This window comes from Roseibium litorale (genome assembly GCF_014842915.1).
In the GTDB taxonomy this organism is placed as follows: domain Bacteria; phylum Pseudomonadota; class Alphaproteobacteria; order Rhizobiales; family Stappiaceae; genus Roseibium; species Roseibium litorale.
This window is the reverse complement of the sequence record NZ_JACYXI010000011.1, coordinates 91,163-112,643: the sequence shown is the minus strand read 5'-3', so window position 1 is coordinate 112,643 and position 21,481 is coordinate 91,163. Positions and strand designations below refer to the sequence as shown.

Below are 21,481 nucleotides of genomic sequence, written 5' to 3'. Positions count from 1 at the left end.
CACCTTGCTGCCTGTTTCAGAACGCTCTCGCTGTTCATCGGACAGTGAAACCCCAGAGCTTAATCGCGGCGGAAGATGACGCCGGCCAGCCAGCCTGTGCAAACAGCCAGAATGACCGCCAGAAGCCCGTAGAAAAACGGATAGTTCCGGGACAGGTTAAACGTCACCTGCTCGAAACCGACCTTGCCGACATAGAGCTGGGCCTCCTGCCTGGACAGAAGCGATCCATCCTCGAACAGATAACTGCGCACCTTGTAGGCACCAACCGGAATATTGGCGGGCAGCGGGACGGTGGTGCGGAACATGGTTCTCGTCAGGAACTGGATTGCACCGGGACGCTCGGAATAGAGCCCTTCCTGCTGCCGCAGCTCAAGAAAGGCTTTCCGGAAGTCATCCCGGTCATTCACTGGCACGTTGGAATGTCCGGAAATCGGCAGGTTCAGGTGATAGAGACCAATAGCATTGTCATCCAGCACATCGCGATGGGCGAGCTCGCTGACGCTGCGCGTGGTAGCCGCCGCATAGAAAGACGGCACGTTCTGGAACGTTTCGTAATGGCGATTGATCCATACGCCGAGAAAGCGGTCCTTCCGGCGCGTGGTGATGTCCTGGCCCGGCCCTTCAACGGTGATCGCGAGATCATATTTTGCATCCGGGTGGCTCGCCTTCAGATCATCTGAGATCTGGCCGAAGATGACAATCTCGGTTCCTGTGAAGTTGGACTGGATCGAAACAATGTCCGAGGACAGGGACGTGACCAGCTCCTGCGGCACGGCTTGATCCTGCTGCGCTGCCGCCGGCTGCTGCGCCACAAGCGCCATCACCATTCCAAACCCCGCCATGGTCGCTCTGAGGGCGCTCAAAAAGGGGATCATGCTCCAGCCCCCTTCATGATTGCGATCGAGAAGACGTTTTCCGGCGTCAGGAGCAGATCGACAGCAAAGCGCAAGCCGACGCCCAGCACCAGCAATGCCAGCAGCAGGCGCAACTGCTCGCCGCGCAGGTTCTGGCCCATGCGCGCGCCGAACTGGGCGCCGATCACGCCCCCAATCATCAGTGTCAGGGCGAGAACGATATCGACGGTCTGGGTCGACATCGAATGCAGGATGGTTGCGGCGGCCATCGTGAAGAGAATCTGCAGCAGCGACGTTCCGATGACGATGCCAGTCGGCACCCGCAGCAGATAGATCAGCGCAGGCACCATCATGAAGCCGCCACCGATACCGAGAACGGTTCCCAGAAAACCGATGACACTGCCCAGAACCAGGATCGGGATCACGCTGACATAGAGCTTGGACTGTCGGAACCGCATCTTGAACGGCAGACCGTGGATCCAGTTGTGCTGTCCCGGACGGCGGGCGGTTGGCACGTGCCCGGTCCGGCGGCGCCGGATGGCCCGCAGCGATTCAACAAGCATCAACGCGCCGATCGTTCCAAGGAACGTCACGTAGGATATGGAGATGACCAGATCGAGCTGGCCGAGAGACTGCAGCACATCGAAAAGGACAACGCCCAGCGCCGATCCAGAGATACCGCCGATCAGGAGCATGAAAGCGAGCTTGAAGTCGATCGCTTTGCGCCGCCAATAAGTGATGACAGCGGAGGCAGAAGAAGCCACGACCTGGGTGGTGACTGTCGCCACGGACACTGCGGGCGGAATGCCGGAAAAGATCAGAAGAGGCGTCAAGAGAAAGCCGCCGCCGATCCCGAACAGACCCGACAGGAAGCCCACGGCTCCGCCCATGCCGAAAATGACAAAGATATTGACCGGAATCTCGGCGATGGGCAGGTAAAGTTGCACTGTAACTGGCCGAAGTTTGCGGGCGCCCGGTCCGGGATCCTCAGAACGACTAACGGTTAAAGACCCTCTTTTGGGAAGGTCTGTCAACCATGACAAGTAGGACACTGAGCCTTTCAGGCCAGTGTCCCCGCGCAAACTCCACTTTAGATGGATTGGCTTTCCAGTTCCTTGATAAGATCCTGATCGACCTCACCCGTTTCAGCCTTTCCCAGACTGCGCTGGAAAGCCCTGATGGCGCTGCGGGTCCGCGGCCCCATCTGTCCGTCAGGTGTCCCGGTTTCAAAACCGAGACGGTTCAACTCGTCCTGAGCCTTGCGGACCATCGCTTCGTAGTTCGGGATCCCCTCGAAGCCGACAGCGGCACCCGAAGACGACTTGGCGCCAGGGACCCAGGACGGATCTGCAACAACCTTGTTGGCCGCATCGAGAGGCGTCTTCAGCTTGAAGGTTTCCACAGCCTTGCGGGCAAGAGCCAGTGTCGGCTCGTCCATCATGTTGGCCACGTCATCCCGCTTCTTCGCCGCGTCCCGGTCTCCCTGCTCGGCGGCAATGGCAAACCATTTGTAGCTGGCAATCAGGTCTTTCTGAACGCCGAGCCCCCGGGCATAGAGAATACCGAGGTTGAACAGGCTGTCCTTGACGCCGTAGTTCGCAGCTTCTTCAAACCACTTTGCTGCCTTGGCGAAGTCGGGAGCGCTTTCAGAACCCTCGGCGTAAAGAACGGCAAGGTTATGCATGGCCTTGGCGTTCCCGGCTTCAGCTGCGCGGGAATACCAGTCCTTGGCCTTGGCAATGTCCTGGGCAACGCCCCGGCCCTTTTCATAAAGGCTGGCGAGACGGTACTGCGCCGGAGCAAGGTTCTTATCGGCGGCCTTCTGATACCACTTGGCGGCCTCGGCAAGATCCGCGGCAACGCCTTCGCCCTCGGTGTATTTCACACCGATGATGAAGGCTGCAGCCGGATCGCCGTTTGCGGCAGCCTTGCGCAAGGCCATGGGCCCGACGTCCTCCGGCGGAAGAGCTGCTTCCAGACTTGCGGACATCACACCGGAGTCCCCGGAGCCAAACGTCGCCCCCGGCTGGATTGGCGCATTGCCAAAACTACCCGGCGTCCCGCTTGGTGCCGCAAAGGCAAGAGGCGCATCTGGACCGGCGCTGTTGGAAGGAGCAGTCGTCCCAGCATCTGCAAGAGCTGCAGGGTTCTGCCGCGCCTGCGCTGGAGCTGGAGCGGTTTCAGCCGCCACAGGCGCTACAGCGTTTTCTGTGGAAGCGCCTTGTCTGCCAGGCTCTTCTGAGGAAAGCGTCTCAGTTCCAGAAACCTCAGGCGTGAGGCTTGCCATATCAGTAGCCGGAGCCGTTTGCGCTGCCGGAGTTTCGTTCTGGCTCTGTGCAAGATCCGAGGATGTCTCCTGCTGCTCCATCGGAGCCTCAGCGAGAAGATCCGCTCCGCTGTCCTGACCGCCGGTCACGGCGCGGAAGACCTGCAGGGTTCCAAGAGCAAGCACGACAGCCGCAGCAGCAAACAGCAGGGCGCGCTTGCGTCCGCCTCCGCCTGCCGGAGCGTTGTCCTCTTCATGGCTTTCATGATCCGGTTCGGCCTGCCCCTTCGTCTCACGCGGCAATTCCACGACCGGCGCACGGCGCTGCTCTTCCCGTCCAAGGGCTCTGGCCTGCATGGCCTCCGAAGGGCTCGGCGTGGTTTCGCCAGCCTCGTCCGAACGCTTGAGAACCTTGCGCAGCCATCCAGCGCGGGCCTTGCCGCTGCTATCATCCTTTTCCGGCTTGCCTTGTTCGCGGCCCATCTGGGCTTCGATACTGGCTGCTTCTTCGGAAGCGGCCTGCGCGGCCCGGCGGGCTGCAGCGATGAAATCGGCCTTGCGGTCGCGCACCCGTTCGACGGGACGTTCTGGCTCCTTCTCCACCTTGCGGCGGAGGCTCAGCTTGCGGGATGGCGCGCTGACAGCCTCAGGGGCCTCGGCGCGCGGACGCGCGCTGGAGCGCTCGAGATGGTCCAGCCGGTCGGTCAGCGCGGACAGGATGTCCTGAACACCCTTGAATGTGTTGCGGGTCCGCTCATCTGCGCCTTCGGCGGCATCAAGAAGGCGGCGGAGATCCGACTGCAGGCCTTCGATCGCATCGTCATATTGTGCAGACTTCGCGGTAGGCCTCGAGGCAACAGCTTCCCGGGCGGCGGCCTTCGCGATTTCAGCCGCATCGGCCCGCGAGGCCTTCAATCCATCCTCGATCCGGGCCAGAACGGCGCCAAATCGGGATACGTCACCATCGAGATGGCTGACATTCTCGATCTGCTCGGCCAAGCTGGCAACTTTTGTGGCCAGATACTCAAGACGCGGGTCATCGCCCATGTCGCTGCCACGCGAGACAGCATCGGCCAGTTCGCTGATCCTCTGTTCGAGCACGGAGGTCTGCGGACGGGCTTCCAGCTGCGCCCGCATATCGCCGATTTCCTGACTAAGACGGGCGAGATCACTGGTGGTCACGGTTTCCCGCGGCCGATCCAGTTCCGTGGTCAGCATCTCGATCCGGGACTGCAGTTCGCTCAGAACTTGGCTGTTCTTGCCGGACATGCCGGCAAGCGCCTGCACTTGCGCCGCTGTGGTGTGTTCAGCCTTTTTCTCGATCGCCTCGATCTTGCCGGAGATCGCCTCCAGGCGGCGCTCGATCGCGGTATAGGCTGCGGGTTCGCCCGTGGCAGGCACAACCTTTTCCATGCGGTCGAGGCGGCTGGAAATCTCCTGAAGCTTGCTGTCGACGCCGATGAGATGAGAAGGGTCGCCCTGTCCCATCCTCTCGCCAGACATCATGCCGACGATGTCCTCAAGACGTCCTTGAAGGCGGCCCAGAACCTCGGCATCGGGCAGCCGGTCTTCCATGGCAGACAAACGGCTGTCCAGCCCCTTGTGCTGATGCGCAAGCTTCTCGATATCGTCCAGCCGGCCCGCCACAACCCGCATACGGTCATCAATGGCGTCGACAAGACCGGAAACGTCGATGTCTTCCACAAAGGCGCGCACGTCCCGCAATTCGGCACGCAGCGGCTCGATTTCCGAACGGCTGTTCTGACGCAGAAGATGCTCGACCCGCTCGGAAATGTCGGCGACACGATCCTGGAGGACGCTCATCTGCTCACCGCGCGGGAGTGCGGCAAAGGCGTCTTCAATCTCGGAAAGGCGTTCCGTGACACTGTGCAGAATGCGCGGATCGACGGTCGCCCGGGTCAACTCATCCAGCCGCTGGAGAATATGGGCATAGCCATGCTCAAGGCTTTTCAGCGCCCCGTCCACGTTGGTGCGGCCCACCATGCTCTTCAGCTCGGCAACTTCCTTGCGCACTTCGCGGGCGAACGTGTCATCAGTCCGCTCGACCCGGAGCCGGGACACCATTTCCGACAGGCGGCGCAGCTCGCTGTTTTGCTGGCCAACCTTCTCATCCGTGCCAGCCGTGTAGGTGCCGATGGCCGTTTTGAGAGAGCCAAGCTCCTCACGCACCATCCGGTAAGCTTCTTCCTGCGGCTTGCGCAGGGCGTCAATGCGGCGGCTCAGGTCCTTGTAGATCGACATGTCCGGCGCAGATGGCGGACGTTCGGTCAGGGGGCGGCGCGAACGGAAAGGCTCCCGCTCAGCGTAATACGGACGCTCCGGCTCACTGTCCTCATAGCGGGCAGCGCTATAGGATGCCTGCTCCTCTTCAAAGGCGGCGCCTCCATAAGGCCCATTTTCAAAGGAGTGGTCTTCTTCATAATGTCTTGCGGGCACGGTGTAGGTCTCCGCCGGGCGGCGGGGAGCAACTCGGGGAGCCGGCCGGCGCGCCTCACGTACAGCCTCGCGCACCGGGGCCGCCTCCTCGCGGACAGCACGGCGCGGTGCAAACCGGTCTTCGGCGTCCCAGTCTTCGTCCATACGGGGGCTGGGCTGGTCATAGCCATACCCATCGTCTTCCTGCTCATAGCGGTCGCGGAAAGAGGCCTCGTCCCGCCATGCAGGTTCAGGCTGAGGCCGGGGAGCGCGGCGCGGTCCGCGGCGGTTGCCACGCGGTGCCCGGTCGCTCAGGAGCCGGTCCAACTCGCTCGCGACGGCCTCCATCTCGTCCTCATCCACCGCATGCCCTCCCTCGGGAACGCGGGTGCGGCCAAGAGAGGTTGCCGTCCGTGTCAGCCGTTCGACGCGGCTGGAGGGCTCTTCAGACATGCGCCTGGGATCGCTGGAATAAGCGTCATCGGAATAGTGCCCGGACCGCTCGTCACGCTTCATGTGACCATCGCGATTAAGGCGTCCTGCCTCACGTGTTTTCCAAGCCGGCATATCTGCACCCTGGCCTGCGATCCGAAGACCGCTAATGAACTGTTATGGGCTGCACGACGCGAAACTCAGTACAAACAAGCAGGCAGCATTTGCGGAATCTTTCTCCAGACAGGGTAAACACGGCGTTAATCGGCATTGCCAAATGCAACGCCGGCTGCGCTGGCAACCCGACTTTCTGGAAGAAACCGCAATTCCGGCCAGCTGCTCCGGTTAACGAAACTGAAATCTTGAAGCTGCTGACGCTGGACCTTGACCTTCGCGTAAGGTACACGTCGTTATCAAGACACGCGGCGGAACGCGCGCGGCCTTATCCACATTCGCCGGAACGGCCTTGGCAAAACGACGGGTAAAACCGCCGCCAATGGTCCGGCATTGCCGAGATGAAAATGACCTCCAGCCGCAAGGCTTGGACAGGATAAACTCAATGAGCGAAGCACTTTCGATACTGGACGAGAACGAACTCGTCGACGTTGTTGCAGCACGCGACGAAAGCACCAAGAAGACCCAGTTCACGATTGGCGATCTCGCCAAGGAATTCAAATGCACCCTGCGGACCCTGCGCTTCTACGAAGACAAGGGCCTCTTGAACCCGAAGCGTGACGGCCTGAACCGGGTCTACACCCGCCGCGACCGGGCACGTCTGAAGCTCGTCCTGATGGGCAAGCGGGTCGGTTTTTCCCTGACAGAGATCCGCGACATGCTCGATCTCTATGATCTGCGCGATGGCCAGGTCACCCAGCTGCGTGTGGCCCTGTCCCGCTTCTCCGACCAGATCGCCGTTCTGGAAGAACAGCGCCGGGATATCGAGCAGGCCATTGAAGAACTCTCCCGGACCGTGGAAATCGTCTCCGGCATGCTGAAGCACAAGGAAGCCGCTGGCGAGGAGTGATCTTCGCACCAGGTCTGCATTCCCATTTAACCCGCTCCGGCTCCGGAGCGGGTTTTTTCATGCCCGTATGCGGAGCACTCTTTCAAGCCCCTCCCCGAAACCCTCCCCCATGGCGTGTTTCCGGATTTCGATTGACGGATTGCGCGTAGAAGCGCTTCATTCGTGAAACAGCAAAAAACGAACAAAAATGGCTTGCCGGGCTTCACATTTCGATGAGGCAAACCCGAAAAATGCACCATATGGGTGGAAAATCGCAAAAATAAGCGCACCTTTCCCCAAGGACACCCCCTTGCTGAGACGAGTGAGCCTGACTATAAAAAGAGCAAGGTGACGTTTACGGAAACGTCAAGTACTGCAGTCACCGGCAAATCTGGGAGGATTTCCATGCCGAGCTATACCGCACCTGTCGACGATACCCTCTTCCTGCTGAATGACGTTCTGGGTCTCGACACCTATGCCGATCTCCCGGGCTTCGCAGATGCCAGCGGCGACCTGCTCGAAGCCATCCTGCGGGAAGGTGCAAAGTTCGCAGAGGAAGTGCTCCAGCCGCTGAACCTCTCCGGTGACCAGGAAGGCTGCACCCGCCACGACGATGGCACGGTTACCCCACCCAAAGGCTTCAAGGCTGCTTATGACGCCTTCTGCGAAGCAGGCTGGGGCACTCTGTCCGCCGATCCAGATTTTGGCGGACAAGGCCTGCCGCACACGCTCGCCATTGTTCTCAATGAATATTTGTCCTCCTCCAACATGGCCTTCGCCATGTATCCCGGCCTGACCGCCGGTGCTGTGGCAGCCCTCACCTTGCACGCCAATGACGAGCTCAAGGCGAAATATCTACCGAAGATGATCTCCGGCGAATGGACCGGAACGATGAACCTGACGGAGCCTCATTGCGGCACCGATCTGGGTCTCATCCGCACCAAGGCGGTTCCCCAGGCTGATGGCAGCTACAAGATCACCGGCACCAAGATCTTCATTTCCGCGGGCGAGCACGACATGGTGGACAACATTGTCCATCTGGTCCTGGCCCGCATCGAAGGCGCCCCGGAAGGGGTCAAGGGCATCTCGCTCTTTGTCGTCCCGAAGAAGAGCGTTGGTGACGATGGATCCATCGGCGAAAACAACGGCGTCTCTTGCGGTTCCATCGAGCACAAGATGGGCATTCACGCCAACGCCACCTGCGTCATGAACTATGACGCAGCCACCGGCTGGCTCGTGGGCGAGGAGAACAAGGGCCTGCGCGCCATGTTCACCATGATGAACGAAGCCCGCCTTGGCGTTGCCGTTCAGGGTCTTGCCCAGTCGGAGGTCGCCTATCAGAACGCTGTCGTCTACGCCAAGGACCGCATTCAGGGCCGCTCTCTGACAGGCCCGAAGAACCCGGACAAGGCAGCAGACCCGATCATCGTCCACCCGGACGTGCGCCGCGTGCTGATGCAGATCCGCTCCTTCAATGAGGCAGCCCGCGCTCTGGTTCTGTGGACCGCCCTTCAGGGCGATGTTTCCCACCGCTCGCCGGATGAAAAGGCCCGCACCAAGGCCGATGACATGATGGGCCTGATGACCCCGGTCCTAAAGGGTGTTCTCACCGATACGGGCTTTGCCAATGCGGTCAACGCCCAGCAGATGTTCGGCGGTCACGGCTATATTGCCGAGTGGGGCATGGAGCAGTTTGTCCGCGATGCCCGTATCGCCATGATCTACGAAGGCGCAAACGGCATTCAGGCTCTGGACCTTGTGGGCCGCAAGCTGCCCGCCAACGGCGGCCGCGCCGTCATGGGCTTCTTCGGCGAAGTGAACGCATTCCTGAAGGAAAACGGCGAGGACGAAGCGCTTCAGCCTTACCTGAAGCCGCTGAAGCAGGGCCTCGATCACCTGCAGCAGGCGACCATGTGGTTCATGAACAACGCCATGAAGAACCCGGACCATGCGGGCGGCGGCTCCGTCGACTACATGCACCTCTTCGGGCTGGTTGCTCTTGGCTACATGTGGGCGAAGATCGTCAAGACCGTGAATGCCAAGCTGGCAGCTGGGGCGGATGGCAAGGAAGAGTGGCTGAAGGCCAAGCTCACTTTCGCCACCTTCTTCATGGAACGCTTGATGCCTGAAACCGGAGCCCATCTTGCCCGGATTACCTCGGGCGCGGACACGATGATGTCGCTGGACGCTGCCCAGTTCTGATCCTGATCCGGCAGGGAGGGAGCCTTCCGGGCCCCTTCCCTGGCTGCCGGAAAGGTCAGCCCCCGCGTAGGAAAGCCAAGCCATGTCCGAATACACTCTTCACTGTTTTGCCCAGTCCGGGAATGCCTACAAGGTTGCCCTGATGCTGGAGCTTAGCGGTGCTGACTGGAGTCCTGTCTGGGTCGACTTCTTCAATGGAGCCTCCCGGACACCGGAATTCCGGGAAACCGTGAACGAGATGGGCGAGATTCCGGTTCTGGACCATAAGGGCATCCGCCTCAGCCAGTCCGGTGTCATTCTCGACTATCTGGTGTCCGAACTCGGCACCTTTGGCTGGAAGACTGAGGAGGAGCGCCGGGAGATCCTGCGCTGGATCCTGTTCGATAACCACAAGCTGACCAGCTACACGGCCACGCTCCGCTTTCTGCGCATGTTTGCAAAGACAGGTGAAACGGACGTCACGGCCTGGCTGGAGGGCCGGGCGAAGGGTGCCTATGCGGTGCTGGACGCCCATCTGAATGGGCGCAAATTCACCATCGGTGACCGTCCCACGATCGCCGATTTTTCGCTCTGTGGCTATCTGTTCTGGCCGGACGAGATCGGCATCGACTTCAGCGCTTACCCGAACATCAACCGCTGGCTGGACGCGATCCGCGCCCTACCCGGCTGGAAATCACCTTACGACCTGATGCCCGGCCATCCCCTGCCGGCCAAGTCGTAAAAGATCAGAATTTGAGGAGGACACCATGGCGGAAGCATTTATCTACGACCACGTGCGCACGCCGCGCGGCCGCGGCAAGAAGGACGGCGCCCTGCACGAAGTGCCCGCCGTTCGCCTGGCAGCAACCACCCTTGAAGCCCTGCGCGAACGCAACGGCCTGGACACATCCCGCGTGGACGATGTGATCCTTGGCTGCGTTGACCCTGTGGGCGAAGCCGGTGGCGACATTGCCCGCGCGGCAGTCTTCGACGCGGATTACGACACCTCCGTGCCGGGCATGCAGATCAACCGTTTCTGCGCCTCGGGCCTCGACGCTGTGAATACGGCAGCGGCTCAAGTCATGTCCGGCCAGCACAAGCTGGTGATCGCAGGCGGTGTGGAAAGCATGAGCCGTGTCGGTCTTGGCGCTTCTGGTGGCGCATGGCCGATCGACCCGATGGTGGCCGTTCCCTCCTATTTCATGCCGCAGGGCGTCTCTGCTGACCTGATCGCCACGAAATACGGCTTCAGCCGCACCGATTGCGATGCCTACGCAGTGGAAAGCCAGAAGCGTGCCGCAAAGAGCTGGTCGGAAGGCCGCTTCAAGAAGTCCGTTGTTCCCGTCAAGGACATCAACGGCATCACCATTCTGGACCGGGACGAGCACATGCGCCCTGAGACAGACATGCAGTCCCTAGGCTCGCTCAATCCATCTTTCGAAATGATGGGAGCCATGGGCGGCTTTGACGGCGTAGCAATCCAGGCGCATCCGGAGCTGGAAAGCATCCGCCACGTTCACCACGCGGGCAATTCCTCCGGCATCGTGGACGGCGCAGCTGCGGTTCTAATTGGCTCCTCGACCGCCGGACGCTCAGCGGGTCTCAAGCCGCGCGGCCGCATCAAGGCCTTCGCCAACATCGGCTCCGAACCGGCTCTCATGCTGACCGGGCCGGTAGATGTGACCGAAAAGCTGCTGAAAAATGCCAAGATGTCGATGAGCGACATCGATCTGGTGGAAATCAACGAAGCCTTCGCGTCTGTCGTTCTGCGCTATCAGCAGGCGTTTGATCTGGATCCGGCGAAGGTGAACGTCAACGGCGGCGCCATTGCCATGGGCCACCCGCTGGGCGCAACCGGCGCCATGATCCTGGGCACGGTTCTGGACGAACTGGAACGCCGCGACCTCAACACGGCCATTGTCACCCTGTGCATTGGCGCAGGCATGGGCACCGCGACGATCATCGAGCGCGTTTGAGACGGAAACGGAGGAGACGAAAATGACCTACAAGAATTTCACCGTTGAAACCGGTTCCGACGGCTTTGCCCTGATCACCTGGGACATGCCGGGCAAATCGATGAATGTCATCGATCTAACCGTGATGGAAGAGCTGAACCAGATCGTCGATCAGGTCGCAGGCGATGAGGCCATCAAGGGCGCGATCATCACCTCGGGCAAATCCGCCTTCTCCGGCGGCGCCGATCTGACCATGCTGGAAGGCCTTCTGACGGACTTCCACAAGCAGCGCGCCAAGGACCCGGAAGCGGCTGCCAAGGCTCTCTTCGAGGGCTCGCGCAAGCTGTCGCTGATCTACCGGAAGCTGGAAACCTGCGGCAAGCCGTTCATCGCGGCGATCAACGGCACCTGCATGGGTGGCGGCACCGAACTGGCCCTGGCCTGCCACGCCCGCCTCGGCTCGGATGATGACGGCTTCAAGATGGGCCTGCCGGAAGTGAAGGTCGGCCTTTTCCCGGGCGCAGGCGGCACGCAGCGCGTCATGCGCATGGCCGATGGCCAGCAGGCCATGCAGTTCCTGCTGCAGGGCAAAACCCTGCGCGGCGCACAGGCCAAGCAGCTGAAGCTGATCGATGACCTGGCTCCGGCAAAGAAACTGATCGATGCAGCCCGCAAGCTGCTTGCCGCCGGGGTCGACCCGGTCAAGCCCTGGGACAAGAAGGGCTTCAAGCTGCCGAACGGCCCGATCTATTCCCCGGCAGGGTTCCAGTTCTGGCCAGCAGCCAATGCGATCTACCGCCGCGAGACCTATGACAACTACCCTGGCCCGCGCTACCTGATGAGCGCGGTTGTGGAAGGCCTGCAGCTGCCGATGGACCTGGCCCTTCAGGTCGAGAGCCGCTACTTCGCCAAGGTGCTTCAGACGCCGGAAGCCGCGAACATGATCCGCTCGCTCTTCGTCTCCATGCAGGAGCTGAACAAGGGTGCCCGCCGCCCCGCTGGCCAGCGCCCGAACAAGATCAAGAAGGTCGGTATTCTGGGTGCAGGATTCATGGGAGCCGGCATTGCTTATGTCACCGCTCAGGCAGGTATCGACGTTGTGCTGATCGACCGGGACCAGGAAGCTGCCGACAAGGGCAAGGCGCATTCGGAAAGCCTGATCACCAAGTCCGTCCAGCGTGGCCACGCCACCCCGGAGCAGAAGGACAAGCTTCTGGCAAAGATCAACGCGACCGCCGACTATGAAGCCCTCAGCGACTGCGATCTGGTGATCGAAGCCGTGTTCGAGGACCGGGAAGTCAAGCGCCAGGTGACGGAGAAGGCCGAGGCCGCGATGAAGCCCCGCGCCATCTATGCCTCCAACACCTCGACCCTGCCGATCACCTCGCTGGCCGAAGCTTCCAGCCGCCCGAAGAACTTCATCGGCATTCACTTCTTCTCGCCCGTCGACAAGATGATGCTGGTCGAAGTGATCATGGGCAAGAAGACCTCGGACCGGGCACTGTCCATGGCGCTCGACTACATCAAGGCCATCAAGAAGACGCCGATCGTGGTCAATGACAGCCGTGGTTTCTACACCTCCCGCGTGGTGATGACCTACATCCGCGAAGGCCTGATGATGCTGGCGGACGGCGTGCCCGCCGCCATGATCGAGAACGCCGGCAAGATGGCGGGCATGCCCGTCGGCCCGCTGTCCCTCGGCGACGAAGTGGCCCTGGATCTGGCCTGGAAGATCGTCTCCGCCACCCGCAAGGATCTCGGCGTCAAATATGTCGAAGGCCCGCTGGACAACATTCTGGAAGAGATGGTCGTCAAGCGCGAGCGCTTTGGCCGCAAGAACGCCAAGGGCTTCTACGATTATGAAGGCAAGAACAAGAAGCTGTGGCCGGGTATTCCGGAGGTCGTAGGTCAGCCCAAGCCCGCGTCCAGCTTCCACATTGAAGAGCTGAAGCAGCGCCTTCTGGTGATGCAGGCGCTCGAAACCGCGCGCATCTTCGAGGAAAAGTGCCTCACGGATGTGCGCGAGGCCGATGTCGGCTCGATCCTCGGCTTTGGCTTTGCCCCCTACTCCGGCGGCACGCTGAGCTACATCGACACCATGGGCACGGCAACTTTCGTGGAGCTTTGCAAGAAGTTCACCCGCAAGTGGGGCCCGCGCTTCAAGCCGAACAAGCTGCTGCGTGATATGGCCAAGGGCAACGAGACCTTCTATGGCCGCTTCCCGCCGGAAAAGGCTGCGGAAATTGAAGAACAGGCCGCCTGATCACAAAGCGGTCAAAGACGTCGCGATTTAAAACAGATGCTCCCGCAGAACGCAGATGCACGTTCTGCGGGAAAAACCTCAATGAAAGGCCGTTTGCCCCCTCTCTGACGGCAGTGACAATGCTTCCGAGCTTGACCTTCCGGCGAAACGGCAAGTATCCATTAATTACTTTTTTTGTAAAAATTTTTGCATTTAGTTCCATATCTTGGCAATTCATGACAAGATACCCTTGGGAAAATCGACAGGCATTCCAGTGAGGTGTTGTCTCATGAATGACAACAAAGACTGGTGCAGATGCGAAGCACTACGCGTTTTGCGGGATCATCCCCTCACACGAGGGATGAACTGGAAACACTTGGCCCAGAAATATAAGTTCGATCTCGACGCGTTAGACGATCCCGAAGGCGTGGCTCCGTTCAAAGCCTGGTTCGGCGTTTTCGAGGACGCTGCGGTTTTTGCCGGCAATGACGCAATGATGTTCGATATCTTCTATGATATCGATGTCGGCACGTTCACTGTCTTCGACTACCTTTTCAGCTGCGCTCCAACACTACGGGAATCCTGTCAAAGCTGGGTAAACTACATCCGGATGCGCAACAACGTTTATCTGCTCAGTTTTCATGAGACGGAAAACGAAGGCTGCTTCGAGTGGCCAATTGTAGAGGGCTATGGCGCCTGGCAGCAGAATATGTTCGGACGGATCGGCTGGGCCGTTCGCAAGTTCGAAACAGCGATCGGAGATGAACTGCCGCCACTGCGTATCGAACTGGCGACCGAGCGCCCTGTGAAGAGCGGTCCATTCCTGGACAAATACGCAGACAAGATGGTCTTCGGCCAGAAGCGCAACGCGATCATTCTTCCCGCTGAGCTGCTAGACAGGCGTCCAGTCGGAGGAGATGACAATCTCTATGCCATCCTCGTCCAGGCAGCAAAGCAGGAACTTGAAACGCGCCTTGCTGAGAATGCCCAGCTGTCCCGGATCATGGACGCGATGGCCGACAGCATGAAGCTCGGAAACTACAGCTTGAACAATGTAGCCGAACACATGAACATGTCACCCCGCTCGCTTCAGCGGGCGCTCGAAGCAGAGGGCACGTCATTCCGCCAGCTTAGCGAACAGTTCCGGAAGGGAGCCGCAGAACGCTACATCACGGAAACACGCCTGCCAATGAAAGAGATCGCCTATTTGCTCGGCTTTTCCGAAATCAGCACATTTTCAAGAGCGGTCAAAACCTGGTTTGGGGCCTCCCCTCGCAAGTTAAGATTACAAACCTAAACAAAGCAAATAAAATTAAAGCAGCACAAACACAAAAATAACCATATAAATTTATTTTATAACATTTAATAAGTCAGCTTTATAGTTAAAAAAATACATATATAAAATATATAATAACATTTAATTTACCAAGTTGTTAGAAATAATACCAATATACACGCAAGCCTCTCTTGCTATACTTTCAAGATACAAATGAATCAGAAATGATAGCGATTGATTGGCAGAGGAGTGCCTTGCAAAAGGCAGCGGGAGAAATGCCAAACCGGGCAAAGCTTGTCAGTGTAATTGCAGACGACTGGGTTACCGCAGGACCGGTTATCATGCTCGAGAGCCTCTCGGGCAAGGCGGGTATTGCCTGGTCTCAAATACTTGCGAGAGCAAGGCTTGACAGCCGTATGCTGGACGCCCCGGAAAGCAAACTTCCCATTCAAACCGTTCTGGCGCTATTCGAGGATTTTGGCTCCAGATGCAGCCAGCCCGATGTCATCTTTGATGCATTTTACCAAATGCCCAAGGGACACGCCGGAAGCTTTGACTACCTGGCACTGTTCGCCCCCACCATTCGTCAGGCTCTCACGAATTGGAGCGCTTTCTACCCCATTCGAAGCAACTGCATCCGGCTGACCTATCAGGAGACCGAGCAGAACGGCATCCTGACCTGGGATCTTCCAGACAGGTTTGGGCCCCGTTCCTTCTACAGCACGACTTTTTTTGCGTATCTCATTGGCCGCCTGGAGCGAATGCTCGGGGACGGAAAGCCTGCTCCAGTCAAAATTGAGTTTTCCTCGGTGCCGCTCCGGACAACCCCAGCTTTTCTGCGGCCCTATTCACAGCGGATAAAGTTCAACTGCCAAACATCCCGGCTTTTGGTTTCATCGTCCGTTTTGGACTTGGTGCCGACGAGTGCCGAAGCCAACCTCTACGCCATTATCGAAAGCGCCGCACTCCGCACTCTTGCCGAGGCAACAGCGCACCAGTCCATTGTAAGCTCGATCGCCGTTGCGATCAGTGCGGAGATGCAAAAGGGAGACTGTTCCATCCGTGCGGTTGCCCAGTCCATGGGCATGTCCGAGCGCTCGCTTCAACGCACGCTGGAGAGCGAAGGGACAACCTTCCGCAAGCTGCTTGATGATGTGCGCAAGCACAGTGCCCAGACCTATCTGATGGAGACGGATCTGCCGGTTGGTGAAATTTCCCAGCTTCTTGGCTTTTCTGACATCAGCGCGTTTTCCAGAGCGGTCAAGCAATGGTATGGCGTCTCGCCAAAAGGGTTGCGTCTCGAAGGCCCTGCTCAACAGGCTTCAGCTTCAATGAGGAAGACCGCCGGGCGCTCCTGACCAGCATTGACGCAGCGGCACCTCAGGTGCCTTGGCCGGCAGAGGATAACCTTCTTGAAAGAAATGCACGGGGCGGCCCAAATCCGCCAGGCGCCCCGTGCTGATCTGATACCCGCGAAGTCCGCCGGGAGGGAGGGAACCCTGCATCCTTCATTAGGTCTTTCCGCTTGAACGACTCTGCATGTCCGCCAACACACATCGTTCTCGACAAGACCGGGCATCACAATTGGTCCAGCTTTCTTGGCTCTTTTCCAGCGGCTGCCGTGAGAAACCTGCGCTACCGATGGGGCGTGTGCATCAGGGTCCATTTTTTACGGCAATCCCGCAATCCGGCGAGCTGAACCGGAAGAGATGCTGGCTGCAAATGGCTGCGCGCAACACGCCTCTTCCTGATTTTCACACATACAACAAGAAGGCTGGATTGTATTTGGCACAATTCCCTTCAATCTTAACCATAGATGCCAATCTGTCCGTTTCTTCAAACCAGATTTGGCCTCTGAGGCTTCCGGCAAAAAGGAAAGAGCCATTGCAGCGGAAGCGGTTACCACCTAAGTAGGCGGAAGCGCCGTTTCGCGCAGTGCAGGAGACACAATATGTCCGATCACAATCTGGCCCGGTTCATGGGCGGTTCCCCCGCTCAGGTCATCCTGAGACTGGTCTTCCTGTCCTTCGTGGTCGGTGTCATCCTATCGGCGCTCAACCTGGATCCCCTCAGCCTGTTCTACCATGCGCTCGATTTCATAGAACGGCTCTGGAACATGGGCTTTGCAGCGATCGGCAACCTGATGCGTTATTTCGTGCTGGGAGCGATCATCGTTGTCCCCCTGTGGCTGATTTCACGCGTCCTGTCAGCAGGACGGGGCAGATAAGCCTAAAGCGCAAGCTCTCTTACAGCAGAGGCTGCCCGGTGCAAATTGCAGTGCCGGTCAGCCAGCTCTGAAATATCCGTAGAATAGCCCCCGCCCAGCACCCCCGCCAGCGGCAAACCTCTGGCACGCACAGTCTCGATGACCATCTTGTCCCTGCTCAAGAGCCCTGCCCTTGAAAGTGAGAGCCTGCCGAGACGATCGCCCTCATAAGGGTCGACACCCGCATTGTAGAAGACAATGTCAAATGGCCCTGCCTTCAGGACCTGCTCCAGAGCTGACCTCAAAAGAGCAAGATAGGCTGCGTCACCCAGCCCGTCTTCAAGTCCGATATCCAGCACGGACGGCACCTTGCGCACTGGATAGTTCTTTTGCGAATGCATGGAGAAGGTGAAGACGCTGTTGTCTCCGGTGAAAATATCAGCGGTTCCATCGCCCTGATGAACATCAAGGTCGATGACCAGCGCCCTCCGGATGACGCCATCGGCCTGCATCACCCGGATGGCGACCGCCACGTCGTTGAAGACACAGAACCCGGCTCCATGCTTCCAGCGCGCATGGTGACTGCCACCAGCTGTGTTGCAGGCAAGACCATGCTCCAGCGCGAGATAGCCTGTCAGCACCGTTCCTCCTGTCGCACAGCGGGCACGCAGGGCGATGTCTTCCTTCATCGGAAAGCCGATCTCGCGCGCGACAGCATGGGGCACCTGACCGGAGAACACCTGATCGACATAGGCCGCGTCATGGGCAAGAGCTACCCATTCGAAGGGTGCTGGGCGTGGCCGGTGAAACTTTCCCCCGTCAGCCAGCTCTTCAGCCTCCAATTGTCCGGCGACCGCCCGGAACTTGTCCATCGGGAAGCGGTGTCCCTCCGGCAGATCAGCGCAATAGGCGGGATGGTGAACAATCGGAACAGGCATTCCCATGACTTAGGGGGCACCTATGCCGGCATGCAAGCTCCCGCAGTGAAGTCAGGCGAAAAGTTTATCCGTACAGCTTCGTCAGGTACCGATCCGATGGAGCGCACTTCTTACGATCAGGATATGGAAGGGCATCACTGCCGCCAGATACAAGCGGCCAAAAACATTCTTCGGGTGCACCCAGGTCGCCATGTGGATGCGCCCATCCTCACGCATCACGGAGATGCGGAAGTCCAGATGCTTGTCCGGCATTCCAAGGATGATTTCCCTGCCGTTTTCATAGGTCACGGGAAACATGCCGATCGCATCCCCAGAGGTGGGGCGGGTGGTCTTTAGTCCAAAAGGTTTGACCAGCAGGTTCCGCAATTTCAGGAGCAGACTTGCCCATAGAGGCATTGTCAGCCCTTTCTCCGCAGCCTCGCGCGCGCCCCGGCCGGAGATCACGGAATATCCGTCAATAAAATCACCTGGCTCTACCAGGAGCCAGATACGCGATTCCAATGGATGCGAGCTCTTGTTGACGAGGCACATGATGATTTCCTCAATCTGAAACACGAGAAGCCTGCGCGTCCCGGCAACAAAAAACCAGAGCCACGATGCCGCACGCGGCAATCGGTCCCGCCACCCGCCGGTCCGGTATTTCCTTGACCCACAGGCCGCTGCCAAAGAATATCTGGTGTTAGCTTCCTCGGGATTCCTCCATGACCTCCATTTCCCCCGCAGCCGCTCCCTTTGCGGTTACCCACCGCAGTGTGCTGGCCATCGCCGTGCCGATGACGCTGGCCTATCTGTCGACACCCCTGCTTGGGATCGTCGACACGGCTGTCATCGGCCAGTTAGGCGATCCGGCTCTTCTGGGCGGCATCGCGGTCGGAGGCGTGATCTTCGACGTCCTGTTCATGAGCTTCAGCTTCCTGCGCTCAGGCACCACCGGCCTGACGGCTCAGGCCCTTGGCGCAAACGACCAGATCGAGATCAAGGCAACGGCCCTGCGTGCGCTGATCGTGGCCTGCCTGATCGGCGGAGCCTTGCTTCTTGTCCAGAACCTTGCGCTCACAGTCGGGATGAGACTGATCGGTGGAAGTGCCGAGGTTCAGGACGCGACGGAGCGCTACTTCTCCACGCGCATCTACAGCGCCCCTTTCCTGCTGGCGAATTACGCCATTCTGGGCTGGTTTCTCGGCCTTGGCCGGGCGGGCACCGGATTGCTGCTGCAACTCGTCAGCAACGGCCTCAATATCGTCCTCTCCCTCTTTTTCGTGCTTCACCTTGGCTGGAGCGTAGAAGGGGTTGCGGCAGGCACGGTCATCAGCGAAGCGGTCACGGCCCTTCTCGGGGCGAGCCTTTTCCTGCGTTCGGCCCGGCATACGCCCTGGCCTGAACCCGAGGCGATCTTCGACAAGCGCCTGCTGCTCCGGATGATGGCCGTGAACCGGGACATAATGATCCGGTCCTTCTGCCTTTTGAGCGCCTTCGGCTTCTTCACCAGCAAGTCCGCGGCTCAGGGGGATGTCGTGCTCGCGGCCAACGCTCTGCTGGAAAAGTTTTTCCTTATCGCCGGCTACTTTCTGGACGGCTTGGCCACAGCTGCGGAACAACTCGCCGGAAGAGCCGTCGGCGCGCGCAACCGCCCTGCCTTCGACCTGACACTGAAAATCACAAGCTTGTGGAGCTATGTTCTCGCCGGGTTGCTTGCCGCCGTTTTCATGAGCGCGGGGCCTTTGCTTCTGGATCTGATGACCACGGATGCCGCCGTCCGCGAAACCGGCAAGGCCTATCTGGTCTGGTCAACGCTCACGCCCCTCTCCGGCGTTCTCGCCTTTCTTATGGATGGCGTCTTCATCGGCGCCACCTGGTCGCGGGACATGCGCAACATGATGCTCCTGTCCCTCGCCGTTTTCGTCGCATCCTTTTATGTCCTGTTTCCTCTTTTGGGAAATCATGGCCTGTGGCTGACGCTAAACATCTTCTTTGGCATGCGTGGTCTCAGCCTCTGGCTGATATGCCGCAAGCGCCGGACGGACTTGTTTCCCTTGGCAGGCACGCCCTTTCAACCGGTCTAAGCTCTGCCCGCGCGGAGCTCATCCCCATCTCAAACGAGTGATGCCTTGGCCCAGCCGTCCATATTGATGCCGACAGCGTCCTGCAGGCTGGAAAAGCCGTTCCGGTCCAAGTGTTCGGCAAGACCATCCAGAATCCGCTCAACCAGGCCCATGCCTTCGTAAACCAGCGCAGAATAAAGCTGCACCAGATCCGCGCCCGCGGTGATCTTCGCCCAAGCTGCCTCAGCGCTGTCGATGCCGCCGACACCTATGAGCGGAAGGTCCGGGCCCACTAGTTTGCGCACCTTTGCCAACACGATGGTGGAGCGGCGGAACAGCGGGCGCCCGGACAGGCCACCGGCCTGCTCTGCATTGACATCAGGCATCAGCCCCTCGCGGGAAATGGTGGTGTTGGAGACAATCAGCCCGTCCAGCTGCTTCGACAGAACTTCACCGCAAATCTCTTCCAACTCGCGGTCATCGACGTCCGGAGCAATCTTCAAAAGCACCGGCACCTTGCGCCCGAACTTCTGGGTTTGGCTATCCCGGGCGGACATGACCCCTATCAGGAGCTCTGCCAGTGCATCCCGCGCCTGAAGATTGCGCAGGCCAGGCGTGTTTGGTGAGGACACATTCACCGTGAAGTAATGCGCGAGATCGGCGAAAGCTTCGATCCCGGAGACATAATCCGCCACCCGGTCGGCAGCGTCCTTGTTCGCCCCAACGTTGATCCCGACAATGCCCGGCCGCCCCTTGCGGGTCTCCATCCGCTGACGCAGGGCGATATGGCCCTCGTTGTTGAAGCCGAAGCGGTTGATCACGCCCCGGTCCTTAGGCAGGCGGAAGACGCGCGGCTTCGGGTTTCCCGGCTGGGGCTTCGGGGTGACGGAACCCACTTCCGTGAAGCCGAACCCGGCTTTCAGCAGCGCATCCGGCACTTCCCCATTCTTGTCAAACCCGGCTGCCATGCCGACAGGATTGGGAAACTGCAAATCCCAAAGATGCCGTGCAAGCCGCGGATCGGCAGCCTTGTTGCAGGATGGCAGGAGCCCGGACTTGAGGGCTTTGATCGTCACACCATGGGCGGTTTCCGCGTCCATCTGGTGAAGCCCCTTGAGGGCCAGTTTCTCAAGCAGGGAAAAGCTCATTGGTCCATTTCCGGGAATTCGTGCTGACCATCTGTGCCAAGCGGCAGCGGCTTGACCCAGAGGGCCGCGCTGACCGGAAGGCTTGTGTAGAGATGCGGGAACAAGGCACCGCCCCTGGATGGCTCCCACTTGAGGTCATCGCCAAAGTGTCCGGAATCGAAGGCCGCCAGCAACAGACCCGTCTGCCCCTGGAAGTGCTTTGCGGCCGTTTCCTGCGCCTGCTCAGCCGTCGAGAAATGAATATAGCCATCGGCGAGATCAACGGGAGCCCCGTGAAATATGCCTTCGGCTTCCGCTGCCTGCCACATCTCTTGCGGCACGATCTTGTAGATGTGGACCATCTGGCACCTTGTTCTGACGCGCAAACCGGATCAGCCGGGGGAACCCGCATTTGCGTCCGGAAGCAGGAAAATCGCGCGGACCCTATCGTCCTCCAGCCGCTCCGGCAAGCCGGATGCAGCCGGTAAGTTACCGTAATGCAGCATCCTTTCACACCGGAACG

Annotated in this window: 16 protein-coding genes; 9 read left to right on the top strand and 7 right to left on the bottom strand. The window is 59.5% G+C overall.

Annotated features, from left to right (window positions below):
* Positions 1–59 precede the first annotated feature (59 nt).
* The 3 genes from IG616_RS16640 to IG616_RS16630 all read right to left on the bottom strand — a co-directional run bounded on the left by IG616_RS16640 (position 60) and on the right by IG616_RS16630 (position 6,123).
* A complete protein-coding gene (locus IG616_RS16640; RefSeq protein ID WP_209007658.1) occupies positions 60–875 on the bottom strand; it encodes a TIGR02186 family protein in 816 nt (271 codons plus the stop codon).
* A complete protein-coding gene (locus tag IG616_RS16635) occupies positions 872–1,801 on the bottom strand; it encodes a TSUP family transporter (protein WP_192149292.1) in 930 nt (309 codons plus the stop codon). The genes IG616_RS16640 and IG616_RS16635 overlap by 4 nt, the downstream gene beginning before the upstream one ends.
* A gap of 143 nt (positions 1,802–1,944) precedes the next feature.
* Complete coding sequence (locus IG616_RS16630) at positions 1,945–6,123, bottom strand: peptidoglycan-binding protein (protein ID WP_192149291.1); 4,179 nt, start codon at positions 6,121–6,123, stop codon at positions 1,945–1,947.
* Positions 6,124–6,547: 424 nt separating this feature from the next.
* Here IG616_RS16630 and IG616_RS16625 point away from each other — a divergent pair, with 424 nt between their 5' ends.
* From IG616_RS16625 to IG616_RS16590, 8 genes are all read left to right on the top strand, one after another.
* Positions 6,548–7,012, top strand: a complete 465-nt coding sequence (locus IG616_RS16625) for a MerR family transcriptional regulator (protein WP_192149290.1) — start codon at positions 6,548–6,550, stop codon at positions 7,010–7,012.
* Between the two features lie 384 nt (positions 7,013–7,396).
* On the top strand, positions 7,397–9,193 hold the full coding sequence (locus tag IG616_RS16620; RefSeq protein WP_192149289.1) for an acyl-CoA dehydrogenase C-terminal domain-containing protein: 1,797 nt from the start codon (positions 7,397–7,399) through the stop codon (positions 9,191–9,193).
* An 82-nt stretch (positions 9,194–9,275) separates the two neighbouring features.
* On the top strand, positions 9,276–9,914 hold the full coding sequence (locus IG616_RS16615; protein ID WP_192149288.1) for a glutathione S-transferase family protein: 639 nt from the start codon (positions 9,276–9,278) through the stop codon (positions 9,912–9,914).
* Between the two features lie 25 nt (positions 9,915–9,939).
* Positions 9,940–11,148, top strand: a complete 1,209-nt coding sequence (locus IG616_RS16610; protein WP_192149287.1) for an acetyl-CoA C-acetyltransferase — start codon at positions 9,940–9,942, stop codon at positions 11,146–11,148.
* 22 nt (positions 11,149–11,170) lie between these two features.
* On the top strand, positions 11,171–13,390 hold the full coding sequence (locus tag IG616_RS16605) for an FAD-dependent oxidoreductase (protein ID WP_192149286.1): 2,220 nt from the start codon (positions 11,171–11,173) through the stop codon (positions 13,388–13,390).
* A gap of 268 nt (positions 13,391–13,658) precedes the next feature.
* Entirely contained in the window at positions 13,659–14,666 is a 1,008-nt protein-coding gene (locus tag IG616_RS16600; protein ID WP_192149285.1) for an AraC family transcriptional regulator, read from the top strand.
* Positions 14,667–14,869: 203 nt separating this feature from the next.
* Positions 14,870–16,003, top strand: coding sequence for a helix-turn-helix domain-containing protein (locus IG616_RS16595; protein ID WP_343072387.1), 1,134 nt, complete (start codon positions 14,870–14,872; stop codon positions 16,001–16,003).
* A 593-nt stretch (positions 16,004–16,596) separates the two neighbouring features.
* On the top strand, positions 16,597–16,872 hold the full coding sequence (locus tag IG616_RS16590; protein WP_192149283.1) for a DUF6460 domain-containing protein: 276 nt from the start codon (positions 16,597–16,599) through the stop codon (positions 16,870–16,872).
* Between the two features lie 2 nt (positions 16,873–16,874).
* Here IG616_RS16590 and IG616_RS16585 read toward each other — a convergent pair whose 3' ends face one another.
* Together IG616_RS16585 and IG616_RS16580 are read right to left on the bottom strand one after the other, a co-directional pair.
* Positions 16,875–17,789, bottom strand: a complete 915-nt coding sequence (locus IG616_RS16585; RefSeq protein ID WP_192149363.1) for a histone deacetylase family protein — start codon at positions 17,787–17,789, stop codon at positions 16,875–16,877.
* Positions 17,790–17,870: 81 nt separating this feature from the next.
* Positions 17,871–18,344, bottom strand: a complete 474-nt coding sequence (locus IG616_RS16580) for a DUF2867 domain-containing protein (protein WP_343072386.1) — start codon at positions 18,342–18,344, stop codon at positions 17,871–17,873.
* A 146-nt stretch (positions 18,345–18,490) separates the two neighbouring features.
* On the opposite strand from IG616_RS16580, the gene IG616_RS16575 reads away from it, so the two are divergent.
* Complete coding sequence (locus IG616_RS16575) at positions 18,491–19,852, top strand: MATE family efflux transporter (RefSeq protein WP_192149282.1); 1,362 nt, start codon at positions 18,491–18,493, stop codon at positions 19,850–19,852.
* A 29-nt stretch (positions 19,853–19,881) separates the two neighbouring features.
* On the opposite strand, the gene IG616_RS16570 is transcribed toward IG616_RS16575, so the two are convergent.
* Together IG616_RS16570 and IG616_RS16565 are read right to left on the bottom strand one after the other, a co-directional pair.
* Positions 19,882–20,979 carry a quinone-dependent dihydroorotate dehydrogenase gene (locus IG616_RS16570; RefSeq protein WP_192149281.1) on the bottom strand — a complete coding sequence of 366 codons (1,098 nt, stop codon included), beginning with the start codon at positions 20,977–20,979 and terminating at the stop codon, positions 19,882–19,884.
* Positions 20,976–21,320 carry a DUF952 domain-containing protein gene (locus tag IG616_RS16565; protein ID WP_192149280.1) on the bottom strand — a complete coding sequence of 115 codons (345 nt, stop codon included), beginning with the start codon at positions 21,318–21,320 and terminating at the stop codon, positions 20,976–20,978. The genes IG616_RS16570 and IG616_RS16565 overlap by 4 nt, the downstream gene beginning before the upstream one ends.
* Positions 21,321–21,481: the final 161 nt, after the last annotated feature.